This window comes from Arthrobacter sp. P1_B3 (genome assembly GCF_056406615.1).
On sequence record NZ_JBFTZV010000007.1, the window covers coordinates 159,382 to 179,481 of the forward strand.

Here is a 20,100-nt window from a genome sequence, read left to right on the forward strand (position 1 = left end):
GTTATAGTCAATTTGACTAGAACTAATGATACGGCGACGCTGGCCGGGCGCAAAATGTTTCAGGTCACATGCCCGGCCCTGGGGCGGCCCGGGCGTTCGGCCCGGGCTTGCCTGCGGGTGCCGGCACCGGTATTAATCGGGGCTATGGACTCAGAAGATATGGACCCGGAGGGTATGGACGCAGCAGCAGTCAGGGCCTGTTACGCGGGAGCGGCCCAGGCGTTCCTGGAGGTCGCCGGACGGGTACCGCATCAGGGGTGGTCGCGGCCGGCACTGGGTGAATGGGATGTCCGGGCACTGACCGGCCACACGAGCCGCGCACTGACAACCGTGGAGACCTACCTCGCCACCCCGGCCGCCGGGGAGCGGGTGGCGGGTCCGGTGGAATACTTCCTGGCCGTTCGGGGCGTCGCCTCGCCGGATGCGATCGCGCAGCGAGGCAAGGAAACCGGGGACGCCCTGGGCGAGGATCCAGCCGCAGCGGTGCGGGAGCTGGTCCAACGGGTCACCGCCCTCGTCAGGAACACGCCGGACGATGCCCTTCTGGCCACCCCCGCCGGGGTAATGACGCTCGTCGACTACCTTCCGACCCGGACCTTCGAGCTGGCCGTGCACACCCTGGACCTGGCGCGCGCCCTGGGGCTCCCGGCGCCCGCTTCCCTGGCCCCGGCGGTCGCGGCCTCGCTGGAGCTCGCCGGAGCCATCGGCTCCCGGCTGCCGTCCGCCGGTGAGCTGCTGCTCTTGCTCACCGGCCGGACCGGCCTGCCCGGAAACCTGAGCGTCCTCTAGCCCACGGCCCGGTTCACCCGCCTGGCTTCTCACTGCTTGCGGCCGCGGCTTCGAGCAGCGGCAGGGTGCGCCCCTGGAAGTGCGTGTTGAGGACGATCACGGAGGAGGACCGCAGGATCGTCCGGGTGGCAATCATGGCATCGAGGACGCGCTGGAGGTCAGAGTTGGACCGTGCCGCGATGCGGGCCATGAGGTCCGAGCTCCCGGACACGGTGTGGATCTCAATCAGTTCGGGGATCCTCGCCATGGCCTCCACGACGGCGTCGTGCCCGAGATCCTGGTTGATCGTGAGGGAACAGAACGCCACCACCGGGAAGCCGAAATGTGCCGGGTCCGGCTGCGGCACCCAGGAGCCGATCACCCCGCCGGCCTGCATCCGGTCCAGCCGCGACTGCACCGTCGCCCGGGCCACCTTCAGCACCCGGGAGGCTTCCAGGACCGAGGCCCTGGGAGAATCCGTGAAAAATCGGACAATCTTTGCATCCAGCGGATCAACGTCCATGGATTTTTCCTTTCCACGCGGCCCGGGTGGGACAAACCGCCGCCAATACCCTGATTCAGTTAGCAAACTGCCATCATGCTCTCACGCCGCCGGCGCCCCGGCGATCGTTAGCGCCGGCATAAAGACGGTAAATTCAATAGGTCCCATAAGGACGCACAGATCCAAACCACACAAAGGTTCGCCAGTATGACAACGAAGTCCATAGCGAAGTTGCCCACTGCCCTCCCGGCCCCGAAATTGGGGCACAGCATGAAGCCGCGCCAGCTGACCATGATGGGATTGGGCAGCGCGATCGGCGCCGGTCTGTTCCTCGGCTCGGGGGCCGGAATCCAGGCGGCGGGACCCGCCGTCCTGATCTCCTACCTCGTCGCCGGAACCCTGATCATCCTGGTCATGTGGGCGCTCGGCGAGATGGCCGCGGCCAACCCCAACAGCGGCGCCTTCTCCGTCTACGCGCAAAAGGCGATGGGCAAGACCGCCGGCGCGACCGTCGGCTGGCTCTGGTGGCTGCAGCTCGTGGTGGTCATCGCGGCCGAAGCCCTGGGTGCGGCTGCGCTCCTGTTCACCGTGTGGCCGGTGATTCCCGTCTGGGCGCTGTCACTGATCTTCATGGCCCTGTTCACGGCAGTCAACCTCGCCGGCGTGAAGAACTTCGGCGAGTTCGAATTCTGGTTCGCCATCCTCAAGGTCGCCGCCATCGTGCTGTTCCTGGCCATCGGCGCGGCCCTGCTGCTGGGCTGGCTGCCGAACGTCCCGTCCCCCGGGCTCAGCAATTTCACCTCCGACTTCGCCCCGGCAGGCCTGGGCGGCATCGCCACCGCACTCTTTGTGGTGATCTTCGCCTTCGGCGGCACCGAGATCGTCAGCGTGGCCGCAGCCGAGACGGAGAACCCGGCGCACAGCGTCGGCCAGGCGATCCGCACCGTTGTGTGGCGGATCCTCGTGTTCTACATCGGCTCGGTATTCGTCATCGCCGCCGTCCTCCCCTCGACCTCGGCGGCCTTGAAGTCCCCGTTCGCCGGCGTCCTCGACGTCGCCCGCATCCCGGGTGCCGGTGCCGCGATCACCCTGGTCGCCGTCGTCGCGCTTCTCTCCGCGCTGAACGCCAACCTCTACGGCGCGTCCCGGATGGTCTTCTCGCTGTCCGAACGCGGCGAAGCCCCGCGGTTCCTCTCGAAAGTCAACACGGCACGCGTTCCCGTGGTGGCCGTGGGCGTCTCGGTGGCCTTCGGCTTCCTCGCCGCCGTCCTGGAACTGCTCTTCCCCGACCAGATTCTCCCGGCACTGTTCCAGCTTGTCGGCTCCACCTGCCTCGTGGTCTGGGGCACGGCCCTCGTGTCCCAGCTGATCCTGCGGCGCCGGGCGGACCGTGACGGCACCGTGCTGCCGCTGCGCATGAAAGGCTTCCCCGGGCTGACGGTCTTCGGACTGGTGCTCCTGGCGCTGATCTTCGCCGTCGGCTTCAGCAGCCCGGAAACCAGCACGCAGCTCTTCAGCACCCTGGCATTGGTGGCCGGCATCGCTGCGGCGTGCTGGATCAGCGCCCGGATCACCCGCAACCGCCGCGCCAGCGTCGAGGCTGACTAGCCGACCAGCCGGGGCGCTAGACAAATTGTAAGGCGTCCCGGCGCTACGGGCGGCAGAAGTGTGCAGTCTGGGCACCCCGGCCTAGGCTGATTGCCCACCCCGCCGCCGGTGACTAGGGTCACAGGCATGGATACACTTCTCCCCGTGGCTTCCGGCGGCGCTGCCGGGCCGCTCACTGCCGACGAGCTCCGAGAGCTCTATTCGCTGATGGTGGCCGTCCGGCACCTCGACACCTCGGCCATCGCCTGGCAACGGCAGGGCATCATCCCCGGCTACGCCCCCGAGCTCGGCCAGGAGGCGGCCCAGGTGGGCAGCGGCTACGCCGTGGACACCACCCGGGACTTCGTCTTCCCCACCTACCGCGAAATGGGCGTCGCCCGGACCATGGGGGTGGACATGGTGGCCTACATGTCCACCCACAAGGCCACGTGGCACGGCGGCCTGTACAACCCGATGGAATCCCGGCTGGCCCCGATCCAGGCGGTCGTCGCCGGGTCCGTCCTGCACGCCGTCGGCTGGGCCCACGGCCAGACGCTCGATCAGCAAGACGGCGTCGCCCTGACCTACTTCGGCGACGGCGCCTCCTCGCAGGGCGATGTGCACGAGGCGATGAACTTCGCCGCCGTGATGAAGGCCCCGGTGGTGTTCTTCGTCCAGAACAACGGCTGGGCCATCTCGGTCCCCACCGAACGGCAGGTCGCCGGCGGCTCCGTCGCGGCCCGCGCCGCAGGCTACGGGATCCCGGCGCTGAAGATCGACGGCGACGACGTCGTCGCGGTCCTCGAGGCGACCCGCCGCGCCTTCGCCCATGCCCGCTCCGGCAACGGCCCGGTGCTCATCGAGGCCATGACCTACCGCCGCGGCCCGCATTCCACCTCCGATGATCCGGGCCGCTACCGCTCCCTCGACGAGGAACGCGACGGCGCCGGCATTGACCCGCTCGAGCGGCTCCGGCAGCGGCTGCTGGCCGAGGGAATCGCGGACGAGGCATTCTTCGCCGAGGCGCTGGCCGCGGCCAAGGCCGAAGAGGAGCAGATCCGCACCGGCATCCAGGCTCTCGGCTCCCGTCCCGGAACTGAAATGTTTGACCTGGTCTTCCAGGAAACCACCCCTGCCCTGCAGGCCCAGGCCGCCAACTGGCGCGAGGAGTCCGAACATGTCTAACTCGATACTCGAAGGCGCAAACGCCACCGGCGACGACACTGCCACCAACACGGCCGCAGACAGCCCCGCACCAACCACCGTGATGTCGATGCAGCAGGCGCTTAACCGTGCCCTCGACGAGGTCCTCGCGGACAACCCCAAGGCCGTCATCTTCGGCGAGGACTGCGGCCGGCTCGGCGGCGTCTTCCGCATCACCGACGGATTGCAGGCCAAGCACGGCGCGCAGCGCGTCTTTGACACCCCGCTGGCGGAATCGGGCATCCTCGGCATGTCCGTGGGCCTGGCGATGGCCGGGTTCCACCCCATTCCCGAGGTCCAGTTCGACGGCTTCGCCTACCCGGCCATCAACCAGATCGTCTGCCAGATCGCCCGGATGAACTACCGCAGCCGGGGCACCATGCCGATGCCCATTACCCTGCGCGTGCCCAGCTTCGGCGGCATCCGGGCCCCCGAACACCACGGCGAAAGCCTCGAGGCGCTCTTCGCCCACGTGCCGGGCCTGAAGGTGGTCTCGCCGTCCAACCCGCATGAGGCCTACCACCTGCTCAAGTACGCCGCCACGCGGCCGGACCCGGTGATCTTCATGGAACCGAAGTCCCGTTACTGGCAGAAGGGTGAGGTGGACGCCGCCACGCACGATGCAGGCGGCGGCTCCCCCACCGGCGCCAAGGTGATGCGCGAAGGCCGCCACCTCACGCTCGTCGCGTGGGGCGCCATGGTCTCCCGCTGCCTGCAGGTGGCCGAGCTCGCCGCCGAGGACGGGATCGACATCGAGGTCCTGGACCTGCGCTGGCTCAAGCCGATCGACGCCGAAGCTTTGACCGCGTCCGTGCGCAAGACGCGCCGCGCCGTCGTCGTCCACGAAGCGCCGCTGACCTCCGGCCTCGGCGCCGAGGTGGCGCAGCTGATCACCCAGAGCTGCTTCGACACCCTCAAGGCACCGGTGGAACGCGTCACCGGCTTCGACGTCCCGTACCCCTCGGGCGACCTCGAAGATGAATACATCCCGAACATTGACCGGATCCTCTTCGGCATCCAGCGAGTATTGGAGTACAAACGTGGCTGAAATTTCCTTCCCGCTCCCCGATCTCGGCGAGGGCCTGATCGAGGCAACCGTGCTGGAATGGCTGGTTTCACCGGGCGAGCAGGTGGAGCGCAACCAGCCGCTCGTGGAGGTCGAAACCACCAAGTCGGCCGTTGAATTGCCCAGCCCGCAGGCAGGTAAGGTAGTGCGTATCTACGGCGGGCCCGGTGACAAGATCAATGTCGGCGAGCCCCTGATTGTGTTTGAGGTGCCGGACAACACCGCCGGCATCGTGGGCACGGTCCCGAAGGAAGAGGCACCAAAGCGCCGGGTCCGCCTGAGCGCAGTACTTGATGAGGACTAAGAGCATGAGCGGCAGACACACCGGCGAACTGCATTCCCACACCGTGGAGGGCACCGACCCCCAGCTTTACGTGCAGGTGCATGAGCCCCAGAACGACGCCGGGCTCCGTCCGGTCCTGCTGCTGCACGGGTTCTCCTCCTCCTCCAAGCTCAACTGGGAGGACTCCGGCTGGCTGGCCGCGCTCCTGGAGGCCGGCCGGCGCGTCATTACCGTGGACCTGCCCGGCCACGGCCGCAGCGGTGCGCCCGAGGACATGGACTCCTACTCCCCCAGCCGGATCCGCGCGGACCTGCTGCAGATCGTGTTCGACGCCGGCGTGCGGCCGCTGCGCGACGGCGACCCGTCCAGCGGGCTCGACCTGATCGGCTATTCGCTGGGATCCCGGCTTGCCTGGGAGTTCGGCGCCACCCAGCATGAGCTGGTGCACCGGCTGGTCCTGGGCGGCCCCAACGTCGCCGACCCCCTGGCGGACTTCGACCTGATCGCCGCGCAGCGGTACTTGGCCGACGGCACGCCGATCGCGGACGAATCAACCGCCGGGCTGCTGAAGATGGCCATGCTGCTGCCCAGCAACAACATCTTCGCCCTGCTGTCCCTTATCGAGGCGATCAAGACCGAGCCGTACGATCCCGCCGAGGCGGTCCCGCACATGCCCATGCTCCTCGTAGCGGGGGAACAGGACGACCGGGCCGCCTCCATGCCGGAGCTCGCCGCCCTCGGCGCCAAGGCCGGCGGCATGGTCGAACAGCTGGTGCTGCCGGGCCGCAACCACACCAACGCCATCACCAGCCGCGCCTTCAAGCAGGGTGCCATCAGCTTCCTGGGCGTCTAGGCCGACAGGCAGCCGCCAACACAGGCCAACACAAAAAGAGGCACGGACCGCGGTCCGTGCCTCTTTCGTGTCTTGCCTTGCCTACCGGGACAACAGCCTAGTGGTGGCTGCTGACGCCGAGCGGGCGGCCCTTCGTCTCCCCGGCCAGCAGCACGCCGACCGCGGAGATGACGCAGAGGATCATGATGTAGATACCGATGGAACCGGTCCACCCGGTGCCCTGCAGCAGGACCTCAGCGATGGTGGCAGCGAACGCACCGCCGAGGATGGCGCCGAAGGCGTAGCCGATCGAAATGCCCGAGTAGCGGACGTTCGCCGGGAACATCTCGGCGTACATCGCGGACATCGGGCCGTAGGAGAGGCCCAGGCCGATCGTCAGGACGAACAGCGCGACGCCGTAGAGCACGATGTTCTTGGTGTCGATCAGCGCGAACATCGGGATCATCCAGGCAAAGACAATTCCGTAGCCGAGCAGGAACGTCTTGACGCGGCCGATCTTGTCCGACAGCCAGCCGCCCGCCAGGGTGAAGATCAGCCAGCCGAAGGAAGCCAGCGTGGTGGCCAGCAGGATCTGCGCGGTAGGCATTTTCAGGGACTTGGTGGCGTAGGAGATGAAGAACGCAATCAGCAGGTAACCGGCGGCGTTGTTGCCGATGAAGATCATCGTCGAGTAGAGGACGGCCTTCTTGTGGTTGCGGAGAAGCTCGCCCAGGGGCGCCTTGCTCCCTTCCTTGCGCTCCTGCATCTCCTTGAAGACGGGGCTCTCGGCGACCGCCCGGCGGATCAGGTAGCCGACGACGATCAGCACGATGGAGAGCAGGAACGGAACCCGCCAGCCCCAGGCCGCGAAGTCTTCCTTGGACATGGACGTGTTGAGGAAGAACAGCAGGCCCGTCGCGAGGATCATGCCCACGGGCACGCCGATCTGCGGGTAGGCCCCGAACAGGCCACGCTTGCTCTTGGGAGCGTGCTCGACTGCCATCAGCGCGGCACCGCCCCATTCGCCACCGGCGGAGAAGCCCTGGACAACACGGAGCAAGATCAGCAGGACCGGGGCCCAGAAACCGATCTGGGCGTAGGTCGGCAGCAGGCCGATCAGCGCCGTGGCGGCACCCATCATGATGAGGGTGAAGACCAGCATGGCCTTGCGGCCGAGGCGGTCACCGAGGTGGCCGGCGACGATGGCGCCGAGCGGGCGGAACAGGAAGCTGATACCGATGAGGGCAAAGGACAGGATCTGTGCCAGGCCCGGGTTGGAGGCGTTCAGCGGTGCCAGGAACAGCGGTGACAGCAGCGTTGCCGTCAGCTGGGCGAAGATGAAGAAGTCGTACCACTCAATGGTGGTACCGACCAGTGTGCCCGCGAGGACCTTGCGTTCCTCATGCTTGCTGCTGGGGCCCGCCTCGGTATCGACACGTGAAGTTGCGGTCATTGAAACTCCGTTGCTGGGGGCAGAAATACTGCCCGGGGGTGGGTGCGAAGTGGATAACTGATTGCCTCGTGAATTACTGATTGAACGGTCAGTTAGTAACCTGAATACTACTATGAAATGTGTGATAGGGCACACATATTCGCTGAGGAATGTCTTCCGCGGATCAGTCCGCGCGGTTGAGCAGTTCGCGGACCCTGGCCCGGACCGGCTCGCGGTCGTAGCTGTTCACGAGGGCGCTGGCCATGCGGACCGGATCCCCGAAGAAGAAGTACTCGTACAGCGACTGGCGCCCGGAGAACCCGGAAATGGAGGCGTCGAAGGCCAGTTTGAAGAGCCGGACGCGTTCGGGGCCCGTCAGGGACTTGCCCTGCAGGTACAGCTCGATGTCCGCCCGGGCCTCGCTGTTGACGTCCGCCTCGCCCGGCAGGGCCATGAGGCCCGACGCCGAGAACTTGCGGATGATCTGCGGGAAGCGCTGGGCCATCTTCGGATACCAGTTGCGGGCGGCATTCAGGGTGGTCCACTTCGGCAGCATGACGCCGGCGTCGTTGAGCCCGGCGTCGGCCTCGGAGGCGCGGACCAGCGCCTTGCCGATTTCGACGTCGATAATCAGCTCGGCGATGTCTTCCTGAATGTGCTGGAAGCCGTCAATGCCGATCGACTCGGCCAGTTCCGACGCCAGGCCCAGGAAGAACTCGCTCTTGGCGATGGTGCGGGTAACCACCTGGTGGGTCATCAGCGCGCCGGCGCCGGTTTCGGCGTAGAAGCTGTTGCACAGCTGCGGGTTGCCGAGCATGAAGATGCGCTCGTTGKGCACGAAGACGTGGTCAAAGACTGCGACGGCGTCCATTTCCTCATAGCGGGAGGCCAGCGGCTCGTCGTGGGTGCTGCCGCCGTTGTACAGCGAGGTACGGCAGAGGTAGCGCAGGCCCGGGGAGTCGTTGGGGATGGCGAACGCGTAAGAGTAGGGCGCGTCTTCCGGGGTGCCGCGCAGGACGGTGGACGGGAACACGAGGAGCTCGTCTGCGATCGGGGCGATGGTGGCGAGCATGCGTGCGCCCTGGATGACGACCCCGTCCCCGCGCTCCTCCACGATCCGGGCCGAGAGCTGGCCGCCGAGCTGCTCCGAGCCGGAGACCGAGCGGTTAACCTGCGGCGGGATGAGGGTGTGCGTGGCGAGGACGTCGTTTTCCCGGGCCCACTCGTAGTAGTTGCGGATGTTCTCGCCGAACTTCGGATCCGCCTGCGCGAACCACTTGCCGGCCGTGCCCAGCGCCGTGAGCGCGGAGTTCATGTAGTCCCCGGAGCGGCCAAGGAAGCCGTTGGAGGACTCGGCCCAGGTGGAGATGGCGCGGCGGCGCCGCTGGAGGTCCTCAATGGTCTTCGGCACCAGGAAGGATGCGTTGACCAGGTCCCCGGTGCTGGGCGAGGCGTAGGTGAGCGCCTCCTGGTACTTCCGGTCGTGCTGCATGTCGAAGAGCCCGGCGTAGGAGCGGGCCACATTGCGGAAGGCCGGGTGTTCGGCGATCTTCTCGCTGACCACCTCGCCGTCGATCACCACGTGCGGGGTCATGGCGTTGAGCTTGTCCAGGTACTGCCGTCCGGTACGGATACCCATTGGTCTTTCCTCCAGTCGTCGTTGAGCTGAAACGCGTTGAATGGATGTGGTGCGGCGCTAGAGCAGGTCCTCCATGCCCAGCTGGCTTTCCGGGATGGTGGTGAAGGTGCTGTTGGCGAACGCCAGGGCGTCGCCGTTGCGGTAGTTAAAGTCCACTACCTCGCCGATATACAAGGTGTGGTCCCCGCCGTCGTACGCCGCCCAGGGCTTGCATTCGAAATAGGCGAGGACATTGGACAGCCGCGGCGCCGTGTCCCCTTCCACCCACAGCGGCTCGGGGCCGGGGCGGCCGGCGAAGTGCATGGCCAGGTGCCGCTGCTCGGCGCCGAGGATATTCACCGTGAAGGGCCGGCCGGTGAGTTCATTGTGGGCCTTGGCAGTGCGGGCGATGCTCACCAGCACCAGCGGCGGCTCCATCGAGACCGACGTGAAGGAGTTCACGGTGATGCCGTGGCGCTTCGTTACCCCGTCGAAGGTCACGATCGCGACGCCGGTGGCAAACCTGCCGAGGCTGCCCCGGAAGTGGCTCGCCCGCGGCGCAGACAGCGGGCCCTGGCCCTGGACACCCCCGGCGTGGTCGCGTGGCTTGGCAATCATCACTGATCCCCTGCGTTCGTTGCGGTCTTGTTAGGCTGCGGTTTGTATGACCTATGTTTTGGGTCACCTGTGCTTTGAACCCTTGGTGTTCTATAATCGAACAAGTAGTTCCCATATAGAACGCTAGCGGACCGTGAGCCGGAACACAAGGGTTGCCCGGCACGCCCGGCGTCCAGCGACCCCGCACCTAGGATGGACCCCATGACCCCGAACGCCGGCACCGCCCAGGCTTCCCCGTCCCAGACGCTGTCCCGCGGCATCAGGGCGCTGGAGATCCTCGCCGAGGCGCAGCAGCCGCTCACCATTGCCGAACTCGCCGATGCCATGGGCGTCCACCGCTCTGTGGCCTACCGGATCCTGCGCACCCTGGAGGACCATTCGCTGCTGGTGCGCGATGACGGCGGCCGCGTCCAGCCCGGACCGGGCCTCGCCGTCCTGGCCCGCGGGGTCTCCCGCAACCTGCAGTCGGCGGCCCTGCCGGAGCTGACCCTGCTGGCCAACACCCTGACCATGAGCGCCTTCGTGGCGGTCTGGGACCGGGAGGAGTGCGTGACGCTGGTGACGGTGGATCCGCGGCACAGCGGCGCCGCGGTGGTGCAGCACCCGGGGTCGAGGCATCCCATCAGCGCCGGGGCACCGGGCATCGCCATCCAGTCCGCCTTCCCGGAACAGGAGTGGCGGGCCTTGGTCCCGGGCATCCCGTACCGGGCCGAAGCGGCCGAGGCCCGGCGCCGCGGCTTTGCCGCCAGCCATGACGAGGTGATCCCCGGTGTGTCGTCCATTGCGGTGCCGCTGCGCGTGCCGGGCAGCCGGCCTGCCGCCCTCGCCGTCGTCTATATCCGCGCCGCGCAGGATCCGGACGAGGTCGCCGGGGCCCTCACGGAGGCGGCCCGGCGCATCGAGGCGCAACTGGGCTAAGTGCGTGGAACGTGCCGCCGTCGCCCGCTCCCTCCGATGCCCTATCAGTAGATGTCCCCTTGATTGACTTTGCCGCCGTTTTAGGGACCACAAGTGATAGCGCAACGGCGGGTTAGCGGGGGTAGGCGGCCGGTGCCGGCTTCCGCCCGCGTTGCCGCAGTACGACGGCGGCGGCCGTTCCCAGCAGGAACAGCGCCGTGGCGGCGCACACCGGAACCAGGAACGCCGCCGAATACCCGAAGTTCTGGGCCAACTGCCCGGCGATGGAGGATCCGAGCGCGGTGCCGGCGACAATGCCGCTGGCCAGGGCCGTCATGACCGTGCCGAGCTTCCCGGCCGGTGCCACGAGGCCGCCGATGGCGAAAACCGTGACCATGAGCGGGCCGACGGGCAGGCCCAGGACGAACAGCACAAGGACCATGGGCATCGCCGTCGTGGGCAGCAACAGCAGGGACGCGAGCCCGGCCATGAGGGCCGCGCAAGCAATCCAGCGGACGTTCACCGTGAGGCGGCGGGGCCAGTACGCGACCGAGAGGGCGGCAGCCGCAGAGCTCAGTCCCATCGCGGCGTAGAGCAGGCCCGCGAGCTCGGACGTGGCGAAGCTGGCAGAGAAGGAACTCAGGGATGTCTGGGTGGAGCCGAAGAACGTGCCCATGCACACCATCGCCAGCACAGGAAGGGCGACGGCGGCGAAGGTTCTGGCGCGCTGGGCGGCCGTGCGGCTGCCCGCGTGCCGGTCCCCCGCCGCGGCGGGAGCCGTGCCGGCGGGCCGACGCCGCGCTGTGCGGATCACCGCGTGGTGCGTGGGGTGCACGGCGAAAGCGGGTACGAGGACGACAGTCAGCGCAGCGGCGAGGGCCAGCGGCAGCCACGGCGCGAGCAGGCTCGCGAGGATGCCGACCAGTGCCGGGCCGAGCACGAACGTGAGCTCGTCCGCGGTGCTCTCATAGGACAGCGCGGTGTCCAGGTCCGCGGAGTTTGCGGCCGCCCCTCGCCCGGGTGTCCGGGAGGTCAGCGCCATCCAGCGGACGCGGGCCAGCGGACCGACCTGCGGGCAGCTGGCCCCGGCCACGAAGGCCGCGGCCAGCACGGGGACAGCGGCGGCGAGGTCCTGCGCCCCGGGACTGAGGTATGCCGCGAGGATCAGGGCGATGATGGCCACGGTGTTGGCGATGGCGGACACGAGCAGGACGCGGCGCTGGCCGAGCCGGTCGGCGAGGACGCCCAGGACTGGAGCGCCCAGTGCGGAACCGATGCCGACGGCTCCGGCGGCGGCGCCGCCCACGGCGTAGGAGCCCGTGACGGCGGTGACGAGCGTCAGGGCGCCGACGGTGAGCATGGCCAGCGGCAGGCGGGCGAAGAGTCCCAGCGGGATGAAACTGCGGCCGGCGAGCAGCGGCAGCCGCGCAAAGCGGCCGCCCTTGGCGGGCGCGGGGGCCGGCAGTGCGGCAGTCGAAATGAGGGCGTCGGTCGAAAATGGGGCGTCAAGAGTAGACGCCAAAGAAGACGGTGAAGGGTTCATGGTTTCCGGGTTCGCTCAATAGTGCGCATCGTCCCTCCTCCCGATGCGCGCGACCCGGTAACAGATCAATGATAGCCGATGCCCGGACGGCCGGCCCGGGACGGGGGGTCGGCGACGAGGGGTCGGAAACGAGAGCTCAGACCCGGGTGTCGTCGCTGATGTGCAAGGTGGAGCCGCTGCGGCCCTTGACCACCTGGAGCTGGGTGCCAATGCGCTGTTTCATTTCCGCCACATGGCTCACGAGCCCCACTACCCTGCCGCCGTCGCGGAGGCCTTCGAGGGCGTCCATGACTTGTTCCAGCGCCTGCTCGTCGAGGCTGCCGAAGCCCTCGTCCACGAAGAGCGTCTCGATGTCCACGCCGCCGGACTCGTGCTGCACAACGTCTGCCAGCCCGAGGGCCAGGGCCAGTGAGGCCATGAAGGACTCGCCGCCGGAGAGGGTGGCGGTGTCCCGGCGCTGGCCGGTCCACTCATCCACGACTTCCAGGCCGAGGCCGGACTTCGCGCCCCGAGCGGCCTTGGCATCGGTGTGCTGCAGCGTGTAGCGGCCGTCGCTCATGCCGATCAGGCGTTCGGAGGCAGCGACGGCCACCTGCTCAAGCCGGGCGGCGAGGACGTAGCTGTTCAGGCTCATGCGGTAGGTGTTGTCGCCTCCGCCCTTGGCGGCGTCTGCCACGGCGGCGAGCAACGCGGCCCGGTCCCGCGGTTCCCTGCCGGCGGCGGCGAGTTCGGCGTAGTCACCGGCGATGCGTCCGAGGGTCCGGCGCGAGTTTTCCGCCAGCCCGGCCGCCAGCAGGGCTTCCCGGGCTTTGCGGTCGGCCGCCGCCGACTCCGTCCTGAGCTCTTCGAGGGCGGCGTCGCTGACGAGGTCCCCGGCGGCCCGCTCGGCCGCTGCCAAAGCCAGGTCCTCTCCGGCGAACAGTTCCTGGATCCTGGCGGCTTCGTCCTGACCGGCCCGGATGGCCGTTTCGAGGCGTGTTGCCACCGGCGCCGGCAGCAGTGCTTCCCGCGCGGCGGTTTCAGTGCTGAAACCGGCTGCGGGCAGGGCCTGCTCAAGTTGCCGGCGTGCCTCCGCGGTGCGGGCTGCGGCCTGTTCGACGGCCGACTGCGCGGCGTGGGCGTGTTCCAGGACCGCCGTCGTTGACGCCAGGGCGGCGATCCGCTGTTCGAGGGTGGCGTGGCCGGCGCGCAGCTTGTCCAGGGCGCGTTCCAGGGCCGCTGCCTGTTCGTCGATTTCCGCGATCGTGGATTGCGTTTGGGCGATGCCGGCGGCGGCGTCGGCCTGCGCCCGGTCCGCGGCGGCGATGGCCGCCTCGAGTTCTGCCAGCCGGGCCCGGCTGGCGGCAAGGTCCGTGGCGGCGCGGCCGGCCTCGTCGGCCCGTTCGCGGGCCAGTGCCGCTTCCGCGCGGGCTTCCCCGGGAGGTGTGCTGCCGCCCTGGGCTGCCAGGACGGCGACGTTCTGGTGGGCGTCGGCGAGATCGCGCCCGAGGGCAGCGAAGGCCTCTTCTGCCATGTCGCTGGCTAGTTGCGCGGCCTCCTCAGCCTCGGCGACAGCCAGTGCGGAGGCTGCGGCGGGGGCCGGCGCCGGGTGCTCCGGGCTGCCGCAGACGGGACAGGGGACTCCGGCGAGGAGTTGGGTGGCGAGCTCGGCCGCGGCATTCGTGAGCCGTTGCTCACGGAGGTCCAGCCAGTGCTGCCTCCGGTCCTGGTGTACGTTCCGGGCCGCGGCGTGCTGTTCCGAGATTGCCGAGCACCCGGCCTCGGCGGCGAGGAAGCGGCCAACGATGGTCACGAGTTCGTCAGCTGCCGTTGCCTCCTTGGTGCGCAACTGGACTTCCGCGGCCACCTCTTCGAGGGGGCGGATTCCGGCGGAGAGGGCCGCCGACTCGGAGCGCAGGGCGGCCAGGGCGGCGGCACCGGTCCCCCGCCCGGTTTCCAGCTCCTGCAACTGCTGGCGCAGCCGGCGGCCGCGGTCAGTGAGTCCGATGAGCCGGGATTCGTCGGGCAGGCGTTCTGTGAGCACGGCGTGCAGGGACCGCAACCGTGCAAGGGTGCTTCGGACGGCCGCGCTGTCCAACGGGGCATGCGGGCCGGCAGCGTCCCCCTCCCCTGCGTCGATGAGATCCTGCCCGGCGAGCTCCGTGTCCGTCAGCGCCGCGGACCGCAGCCGCCGCGCGGCCTCAGCCAGGGCCGTTCCTGCCAGGTCCTCGGCTGCCGCGGCACTTTCGACGGCCCGCAGCTGGCCGCCAAGCACTTCGGCCTGGCGGTGCAGGCCGAGCGTGCCGGCTTGATCCGCCAGGACGGGGGCGGCGGCGTCGGCGTCAATCCGTCGCAGTTCCGCGGCGGCAAGTTTGGCATGGCGGTTTGCCCGCGCGTTGGCGGCCTCCAACAGTGAGGCATGGTCAGCGGCCTGTTTCTCGGCCGTTGCGGCGGCGGTCCGTCGGCCGTCCGCGGCAGTTGCCGCAGCCTCGTCAAGCCAGGCCAAAAGGGCATCGGGCTGGTCCCTGCCGGGGGCGCCGGCGGGGTCGAGTTCGAGCGCCGCGGTTTCGGACTCTGCCTGCGCCAGCAGCAGGTCCAGCTTCGTGTTGAGGCTTGCGACCTCCGCCTTGGCGGCTTGGGCCTGCCGGGATAGTTCCTGTTCCACGGCTTCAAAGCGCTGGGTGCCGAAAAGGCTCTGCAGCAGCTCCAGGCGGTCCGATGCCTTCGAGCGCAGGAACGCCGCGAAGTCGCCCTGCGGGAGCATCACCACGCGCGTGAACTGGTCCCGGTTCATGCCCAGGACGTCGGCGATCTCGGCCCCGGCCTCATCATTCCGGCCGGACTTCTCCACCCACGCGCCGTCGACGCGTTCGCGCAGCAGCGTGTTGGCCTGCTGGAGCGTGAAGCCGTTCTTGCCCCGGGCGCTCGGCTTGTCCCAGGCGGGCGCCCGGGAGACTTCGAAATGCCGGCCCTTGGCCGAGAACTCGCAGGTGACGCGGGGCTCGGCGGCGGCCTCCGCGTGGTCGCTGCGCAGCCGCTTCCCGTCCTGCCGGGCTCCAGGAACCGATCCGTAGAGGGCGAAACAGATGGCGTCCAGGACGCTGGTCTTGCCCGCGCCGGTGGCGCCGTTCAGCAGGAACAGCCCGTGTGCGCTGAGCCGGTCGAAGTCGATCCGTTCCGTGCCGGCAAACGGGCCGAAGGCGGAAATCTCCAGGCGGTGGATCCTCACAGGGAAACCCCTTCCAGGCGAACGGCTTCGAGGGCCTCGGCGAGAACGGCTGCTTCGGCGTCGGAAGCGGGCCGGCCGCGGACGTGATCGAGGAAGCCGCAGCAGACAGAGAGGTCATCGTCAGCTTCGGCAAGCCGGCTGCTGTAGCTGGCCTTCGGCGCCGCGCCGGGGCCGTCGGGATCGAAGCCGAGCACCAGGGTGTCAGGGAACCGGGCCCGCAGGCGGTCCATCGCCTGTGCGGGGCGGGCGGCGTCCGTCAGCGTGATCTGGCAATAGGCGGCCTCGGCCCAGGCAAAGTCCTCCGCTTCGAGGAGATCGTCCAACTTCCCGCGCAGCACGGCCAAGGTCCGGGGCGCGTCCCAGTGCACTTCGCGCACCCCGCCGATTCCCTCGGCGCCGACCTCCACGAGCCAGCTGCCCTTCGTGTGCTTCGCTTCCGAGAAGGAGTAGGCCAGCGGCGAGCCGGAGTAGCGCACCGCCGGGGAGAGCTCCTGCCGGCCATGCAGGTGGCCCAGTGCGGTGTAGCCAAAGCCGTCGAAGAGATCCAGCGGAACCGCTCCGACGCCGCCGATACTCAGGTCCCGTTCGCTGTCAGAGCTGATGCCTCCGCTGGCGAAGGTGTGCGCCAGGACCACCGAATGGACGGTCCGGGTCTCGCTCCGGTGCCGCACGTCCTCACGGATCCGTTCGGTGGCGGCGCGTGTGACCTCGAAGTGGCTCGCGGTTTCGACGCCCAGCTGCTCGGCGACAAGCCGGGGCTCCAGCCAGGGGATCCCGTAAATGGCCAGCACCGGCGCTGCCTCGTTCTCGGCATCGTCCCCGAGCGGAAAGAGCACGGGCTGGTCCAGTTCGTTCAGCCGCGTGCGCAAATGCACGCCCCCGCGCTCGAGCAGCCGCGACGCGAAGCCCAGCCTGATGGCGGAGTCGTGGTTGCCGCTGGTCAGGACAACTTGGGCGCCGGCGCCGGTGAGGCAGACCAGGGCGTCATCCAGCAGGCCGACGACGTCGACTCCCGGCAGTGCACGGTCGTAGACGTCCCCGGCGATGAGGACAGCGTCCACCTTCTCTTCCCGGACAAAGGTCACGAGCTGGTCGATGAAGGCGCGCTGGGCATCCAGCATGCCGATGCCGTGGAAGGACCGGCCCAAGTGCCAGTCGGAGGTGTGCAATAACCGCATATTCCTACGGTATCGGCTGGCACCGACACTCTTGCGCCACCACCCCGGGAGGGTGACGGAGGTCAACTCAGGGTGATCGTGGCCGAGTGTGGTTATTTTCCGCCCTTGCGGTCGAAGAAGCTGCGGGCTTCGTCGTCCTGGGCGCGGGTGCGGGCGGGCGAAGCGGAGACGGCGGCGGCCTTCCCGTTGCCCAGGTGCCCGGCGCCGCCCGTGTGGGCGTGGTCCACGCCGTCGGCCAGCGCTGGGCCGTTCACTTCGGCGTCGGCCAGCTCGGGGTCGTCGAAGCCGGCGTCGTCCAAGTCGGCGTCGGCGAGCGCCGCGCCGGCCGGGTCAGTGGTCTGGGCAGGCTGAACAGTGGAAAGGTCGAAGCCGCGGAAAACCAGCCCGGCGACGGCCGCACCGACCACCGGTGCCACCCAGAACAGCCACAGCTGCCCGAGCGCATCCGGGCCGCTGAAGATAGCCGACGCCGTGGCCCGGGCCGGGTTGAACGGAACATTGCCCAGCGCCTGGCCCAACTGCAGGAGCATCGCCGTCGTCAGGCCTACCGCGAAGGGTGCAGCCGCCTTGGCGGGATTCCGGCTGCCCGTCGTGGCCAGGAATACGGCCACGAGTATGGCAGTGCCGAGGACTTCCACGAGCAGGACGCCGGCCATGGGTACCTGGATGATCGAGTGCTCGCCGAATCCGGCGGCCACAGTGGCGAATGCGCCCTGGCTGTCGTTGATGGTCGGCACGGTGCGCAGGACGCCGAACAGGGCAACGGCCCCGAGCACCGCGCCCACGAGCTGGGCGCCGATGTGCGCGGCGGCGTCGGTGAGCCGGATCCGGCCGGCGATGGCGTTGCCCACGGTGACGGCGGGATTGAAGTGGCCGCCGGAGACGTAGCCGACGGCCAGCATCGCCGCCGTCAGCGCCAGGCCGGCAGCCAGGGCGGCGGGCAGCGGGTTCGACTGCGGAATGGTGAACAGCGGCACGCCCAGGCCTGCGACCACCACGATCAGGGTCCCCAGCGCCTCGGCGGAGAGCCGGGCCACGAGTCGGGGTCGGGGCGAAACGTCGCTGGCGGCCGGTGGCTGGACGCCAACGGACTCGCGGGCTGGCACAAGCAAGGTCATGGTCGGGATTCCTTTGCTGGTGGCGGCGCGCCCTGGGCTGCAGTTGCGCCGTCGCTGGCCCGCCGCCGGGCGGTGGTCCGGTGCGGCCTCGGCCGCCCGGAGAATAGGTTCGCCAGCAGTCTGCCAGCGGAATCTGGATGTTGGCTGGAATCCGGCTTAGTGCCCCAGGGCCACGGCGGCCACGGCGCTGGCGGCAAGGACCACGACGGCGGCGGCGGCCCAGCGCAGCAGCGCGGCCGGCGGCGCGGCGTTGGACCGCCGGAGCTCCCGCCCGCGGACCAGCACGCACACCCCCACCACGGCCGTCGCGGCCATGGCGGCAAGCGCGCAGACACCAAGGAAATCAATGGGTCCCGTGGCGCCGCCCCGGGACCCCGCGAGCGCCCAGCTGCGCCAGATCAGCAGGTCCGCCACGATGAGGGTCAGCAGCGTCCGGCGCCAAGACAGGGAGGTCCGTTCGGGCTGCAGTCCGGGGTCCCGGGCCGCATGTGGCCTCACCGCGCCACCAGGATCAGTGCGGCGAACACCAGCGCCGCAGCCGAGACGCCGATCGTCATCACCAGCATCACTCCGGAGAACGGCAGCTCCCTGTTGTTCCGCATGGCAGCCTCCATGAGTCCCCACCGGCGGTAGGACAGGGCGGCGAGGCCCGCGCCGAGGAACGCGAGGATGACGCACAGCGCAATGCGCACGGGTCCGGGCGCGATTTCCGGGGCCAGCTGGTCAATGGCCAGGGCGCCGGCAATCAGGGCCAGGGATGTCCGGATCCAGGCCAGAAACGTCCGCTCGTTGGCCAGGGAGAACCTGTAATCGGGAGTGGTCCCGGTCTTCCGCCACGCTGGTTCGCGCATTCGTTTCCTCCACTGCCGGACGGATACGCCGCCGGCGGTTGCTTCGCATGACCGCTGGACGGGTCCTAACAGCACCCTACCGGCGTTCCGCATCCGCCGACGCCCTGCACCAGTCCCCGGCAGTATGTCCCCGGCAGTCAGTCCCCGTAGGGGGTTGGCGGCATTGCAGAGTGCGGGGCAGCGCCGGGTAAATTTGAGGGCATGAGCACCGAGCCCGGGACCAGCCCCGCACCCGCCCCAACACCCGGCCAGCCACACTCCCCCGCGCCGGCCCACGGCTCGCGCATCCACGGCTGCCTGCTGGGCGGTGCGCTCGGTGATTCGCTGGGCTACGCCGTCGAGTTCGACGACATTTCCGCGATCCGCGCCCGGTTCGGGCCCGCGGGCCTCCAGGATTTTTCCGCGCTCGACGCCGGCAGCCCGTTCTCCGACGACACGCAAATGACGCTGTACACCGCGGACGGCCTCCTCGAAGCACTGGAATGGGCCAACGACGGCGTGGCATCGGACATCAACGCGTGCCTGTGGCTCGCGTACCTGCGCTGGCTGGGCACCCAGGGCGTCGCGGTGCCGGCGTCGGCCCCGTTCCAGCCGCCACGCTGGATCGATGCCCAGGATGTCCTGAAGATCCGTCGTTCGCCCGGCAAGGCGTGCCTGAGCGGACTCGCCACGGGCGAGATGGGCACCGTGAAGCGTCCGGTCAATCCGGATTCGAAGGGTTGCGGCACCGTGATGCGCTCGGCGCCGTTCGGCCTGATCCCCCACCTCGAACCCGGTATGGTCTACAAGCTCAGTGCCGATGCCGCATCCCTGACGCACGGGCACCCCGCGGCTCGTCAGAGCGCAGGAGTGTTCAGCCTGGTCATCCATGCCCTGTCCTCCGGCCGCGGTTTGCGCGAAGCGGCGGAATCGGCCCTCGGGCACCTGCGCGGCGGCATCCTGCGCAAGGGCGAAGATCCGGACCCGGACGTTGTGGCACGGCTGGAGGCGGCCCTGCGGCTGGCCGGCAACCTGCCCGGCGGCGGTGGCGCGCTCAGCCCCGAGGACCTGGTCAGCGAACTCGGCGAGGGGTGGGTGGCCGAGGAAGCCCTGGCCGTGGCGCTGTACGCCGTGCTTGCCACCGCCCCGGAAACCGGGACAGAAACGGCGACGGCGGACGCCGGCACTGCGGAGGTCAACACTGCCGAGGCCGATGCCCAGGCGCACTTCCGCGCGGCGATCGCCGTCGCGGTGAACCACAGCGGGGACAGCGACTCGACGGCGTCGATCGTGGGAAACATCCTGGGGGCGTTCTACGGCGAGCGGTGCCTGCCGGCAGACTGGCTCGCGGCGCTCGAGGCGCCGGAGGTCATCCGCGGCATGGCGGCGAGGCTGGCGGCCGTCACCGGCGCGTAGC

Annotated in this window: 18 protein-coding genes; 8 read left to right on the top strand and 10 right to left on the bottom strand. The window is 69.1% G+C overall.

The genetic code is table 11. From position 1 onward, the window contains the following. Positions 1-144: 144 nt before the first annotated feature. On the top strand, positions 145-789 hold the full coding sequence (locus AC1D2F_RS10795) for a maleylpyruvate isomerase N-terminal domain-containing protein (RefSeq protein ID WP_229993862.1): 645 nt from the start codon (positions 145-147) through the stop codon (positions 787-789). A gap of 13 nt (positions 790-802) precedes the next feature. Here the strand turns inward: AC1D2F_RS10795 and AC1D2F_RS10800 are convergent, their stop codons facing one another. Beyond that, positions 803-1,291 (bottom strand): Lrp/AsnC family transcriptional regulator, encoded by a 489-nt coding sequence (locus AC1D2F_RS10800; RefSeq protein WP_229993861.1) that lies wholly within the window; start codon positions 1,289-1,291, stop codon positions 803-805. 186 nt (positions 1,292-1,477) lie between these two features. Between AC1D2F_RS10800 and AC1D2F_RS10805 the strand changes: the two genes are divergently transcribed. The 5 genes from AC1D2F_RS10805 (at position 1,478) to AC1D2F_RS10825 (ending at position 6,262) form a co-directional block, all read left to right on the top strand. After that, positions 1,478-2,878, top strand: a complete 1,401-nt coding sequence (locus AC1D2F_RS10805) for an amino acid permease (protein ID WP_229993860.1) — start codon at positions 1,478-1,480, stop codon at positions 2,876-2,878. A gap of 126 nt (positions 2,879-3,004) precedes the next feature. Next, positions 3,005-4,042, top strand: coding sequence for a thiamine pyrophosphate-dependent enzyme (locus tag AC1D2F_RS10810; protein ID WP_229993859.1), 1,038 nt, complete (start codon positions 3,005-3,007; stop codon positions 4,040-4,042). Beyond that, on the top strand, positions 4,035-5,108 hold the full coding sequence (locus AC1D2F_RS10815) for an alpha-ketoacid dehydrogenase subunit beta (protein WP_476966702.1): 1,074 nt from the start codon (positions 4,035-4,037) through the stop codon (positions 5,106-5,108). Before AC1D2F_RS10810 ends, AC1D2F_RS10815 begins: the two co-directional genes overlap by 8 nt. Further along, complete coding sequence (locus tag AC1D2F_RS10820) at positions 5,101-5,430, top strand: biotin/lipoyl-containing protein (protein ID WP_018775751.1); 330 nt, start codon at positions 5,101-5,103, stop codon at positions 5,428-5,430. Before AC1D2F_RS10815 ends, AC1D2F_RS10820 begins: the two co-directional genes overlap by 8 nt. A gap of 4 nt (positions 5,431-5,434) precedes the next feature. Further along, positions 5,435-6,262 carry an alpha/beta fold hydrolase gene (locus tag AC1D2F_RS10825; protein WP_229993857.1) on the top strand — a complete coding sequence of 276 codons (828 nt, stop codon included), beginning with the start codon at positions 5,435-5,437 and terminating at the stop codon, positions 6,260-6,262. 97 nt (positions 6,263-6,359) lie between these two features. On the opposite strand, the gene AC1D2F_RS10830 is transcribed toward AC1D2F_RS10825, so the two are convergent. The 3 genes from AC1D2F_RS10830 to AC1D2F_RS10840 form a co-directional block, all read right to left on the bottom strand. Beyond that, complete coding sequence (locus tag AC1D2F_RS10830) at positions 6,360-7,694, bottom strand: MFS transporter (protein ID WP_229993856.1); 1,335 nt, start codon at positions 7,692-7,694, stop codon at positions 6,360-6,362. A gap of 163 nt (positions 7,695-7,857) precedes the next feature. Next, entirely contained in the window at positions 7,858-9,312 is a 1,455-nt protein-coding gene (gene hpaB, locus AC1D2F_RS10835; protein ID WP_476966703.1) for a 4-hydroxyphenylacetate 3-monooxygenase, oxygenase component, read from the bottom strand. A gap of 57 nt (positions 9,313-9,369) precedes the next feature. Then, a complete protein-coding gene (locus AC1D2F_RS10840) occupies positions 9,370-9,909 on the bottom strand; it encodes a flavin reductase family protein (protein ID WP_229993854.1) in 540 nt (179 codons plus the stop codon). 201 nt (positions 9,910-10,110) lie between these two features. Between AC1D2F_RS10840 and AC1D2F_RS10845 the strand changes: the two genes are divergently transcribed. Then, positions 10,111-10,827, top strand: coding sequence for an IclR family transcriptional regulator (locus AC1D2F_RS10845; RefSeq protein WP_229993853.1), 717 nt, complete (start codon positions 10,111-10,113; stop codon positions 10,825-10,827). 112 nt (positions 10,828-10,939) lie between these two features. Here AC1D2F_RS10845 and AC1D2F_RS10850 read toward each other — a convergent pair whose 3' ends face one another. From AC1D2F_RS10850 to AC1D2F_RS10875, 6 genes are all read right to left on the bottom strand, one after another. Beyond that, a complete protein-coding gene (locus AC1D2F_RS10850) occupies positions 10,940-12,349 on the bottom strand; it encodes an MFS transporter (protein ID WP_476966704.1) in 1,410 nt (469 codons plus the stop codon). A gap of 136 nt (positions 12,350-12,485) precedes the next feature. Continuing rightward, on the bottom strand, positions 12,486-15,557 hold the full coding sequence (locus AC1D2F_RS10855; protein ID WP_364748080.1) for an SMC family ATPase: 3,072 nt from the start codon (positions 15,555-15,557) through the stop codon (positions 12,486-12,488). Continuing rightward, positions 15,554-16,735, bottom strand: coding sequence for an exonuclease SbcCD subunit D (locus AC1D2F_RS10860; protein WP_476966705.1), 1,182 nt, complete (start codon positions 16,733-16,735; stop codon positions 15,554-15,556). Before AC1D2F_RS10860 ends, AC1D2F_RS10855 begins: the two co-directional genes overlap by 4 nt. Before the next feature lie 92 nt (positions 16,736-16,827). Next, on the bottom strand, positions 16,828-17,853 hold the full coding sequence (locus tag AC1D2F_RS10865; protein ID WP_229993849.1) for an MIP/aquaporin family protein: 1,026 nt from the start codon (positions 17,851-17,853) through the stop codon (positions 16,828-16,830). A 156-nt stretch (positions 17,854-18,009) separates the two neighbouring features. Beyond that, positions 18,010-18,351 (bottom strand): DUF202 domain-containing protein, encoded by a 342-nt coding sequence (locus AC1D2F_RS10870; RefSeq protein ID WP_229993848.1) that lies wholly within the window; start codon positions 18,349-18,351, stop codon positions 18,010-18,012. Beyond that, a complete protein-coding gene (locus AC1D2F_RS10875; protein ID WP_229993847.1) occupies positions 18,348-18,704 on the bottom strand; it encodes a YidH family protein in 357 nt (118 codons plus the stop codon). The genes AC1D2F_RS10870 and AC1D2F_RS10875 overlap by 4 nt, the downstream gene beginning before the upstream one ends. 201 nt (positions 18,705-18,905) lie before the next feature. Between AC1D2F_RS10875 and AC1D2F_RS10880 the strand changes: the two genes are divergently transcribed. Then, positions 18,906-20,099 carry an ADP-ribosylglycohydrolase family protein gene (locus AC1D2F_RS10880; protein WP_229993846.1) on the top strand — a complete coding sequence of 398 codons (1,194 nt, stop codon included), beginning with the start codon at positions 18,906-18,908 and terminating at the stop codon, positions 20,097-20,099. Position 20,100 lies beyond the last annotated feature (1 nt).

Excerpts from the sequence above, each read along its gene's own strand:
- AC1D2F_RS10795 (WP_229993862.1), top strand. The coding sequence starts at position 145 with ATGGACTCAGAAGATATGGACCCGGAGGGTATGGACGCAGCAGCAGTC.
- AC1D2F_RS10800 (WP_229993861.1), bottom strand. The coding sequence starts at position 1,291 with ATGGACGTTGATCCGCTGGATGCAAAGATTGTCCGATTTTTCACGGAT.
- AC1D2F_RS10805 (WP_229993860.1), top strand. The coding sequence starts at position 1,478 with ATGACAACGAAGTCCATAGCGAAGTTGCCCACTGCCCTCCCGGCCCCG.
- AC1D2F_RS10810 (WP_229993859.1), top strand. The coding sequence starts at position 3,005 with ATGGATACACTTCTCCCCGTGGCTTCCGGCGGCGCTGCCGGGCCGCTC.
- AC1D2F_RS10815 (WP_476966702.1), top strand. The coding sequence starts at position 4,035 with ATGTCTAACTCGATACTCGAAGGCGCAAACGCCACCGGCGACGACACT.
- AC1D2F_RS10825 (WP_229993857.1), top strand. The coding sequence starts at position 5,435 with ATGAGCGGCAGACACACCGGCGAACTGCATTCCCACACCGTGGAGGGC.
- AC1D2F_RS10830 (WP_229993856.1), bottom strand. The coding sequence starts at position 7,694 with ATGACCGCAACTTCACGTGTCGATACCGAGGCGGGCCCCAGCAGCAAG.
- AC1D2F_RS10840 (WP_229993854.1), bottom strand. The coding sequence starts at position 9,909 with ATGATTGCCAAGCCACGCGACCACGCCGGGGGTGTCCAGGGCCAGGGC.
- AC1D2F_RS10845 (WP_229993853.1), top strand. The coding sequence starts at position 10,111 with ATGACCCCGAACGCCGGCACCGCCCAGGCTTCCCCGTCCCAGACGCTG.
- AC1D2F_RS10850 (WP_476966704.1), bottom strand. The coding sequence starts at position 12,349 with ATGAACCCTTCACCGTCTTCTTTGGCGTCTACTCTTGACGCCCCATTT.
- AC1D2F_RS10860 (WP_476966705.1), bottom strand. The coding sequence starts at position 16,735 with ATGCGGTTATTGCACACCTCCGACTGGCACTTGGGCCGGTCCTTCCAC.
- AC1D2F_RS10865 (WP_229993849.1), bottom strand. The coding sequence starts at position 17,853 with ATGACCTTGCTTGTGCCAGCCCGCGAGTCCGTTGGCGTCCAGCCACCG.
- AC1D2F_RS10875 (WP_229993847.1), bottom strand. The coding sequence starts at position 18,704 with ATGCGCGAACCAGCGTGGCGGAAGACCGGGACCACTCCCGATTACAGG.
- AC1D2F_RS10880 (WP_229993846.1), top strand. The coding sequence starts at position 18,906 with ATGAGCACCGAGCCCGGGACCAGCCCCGCACCCGCCCCAACACCCGGC.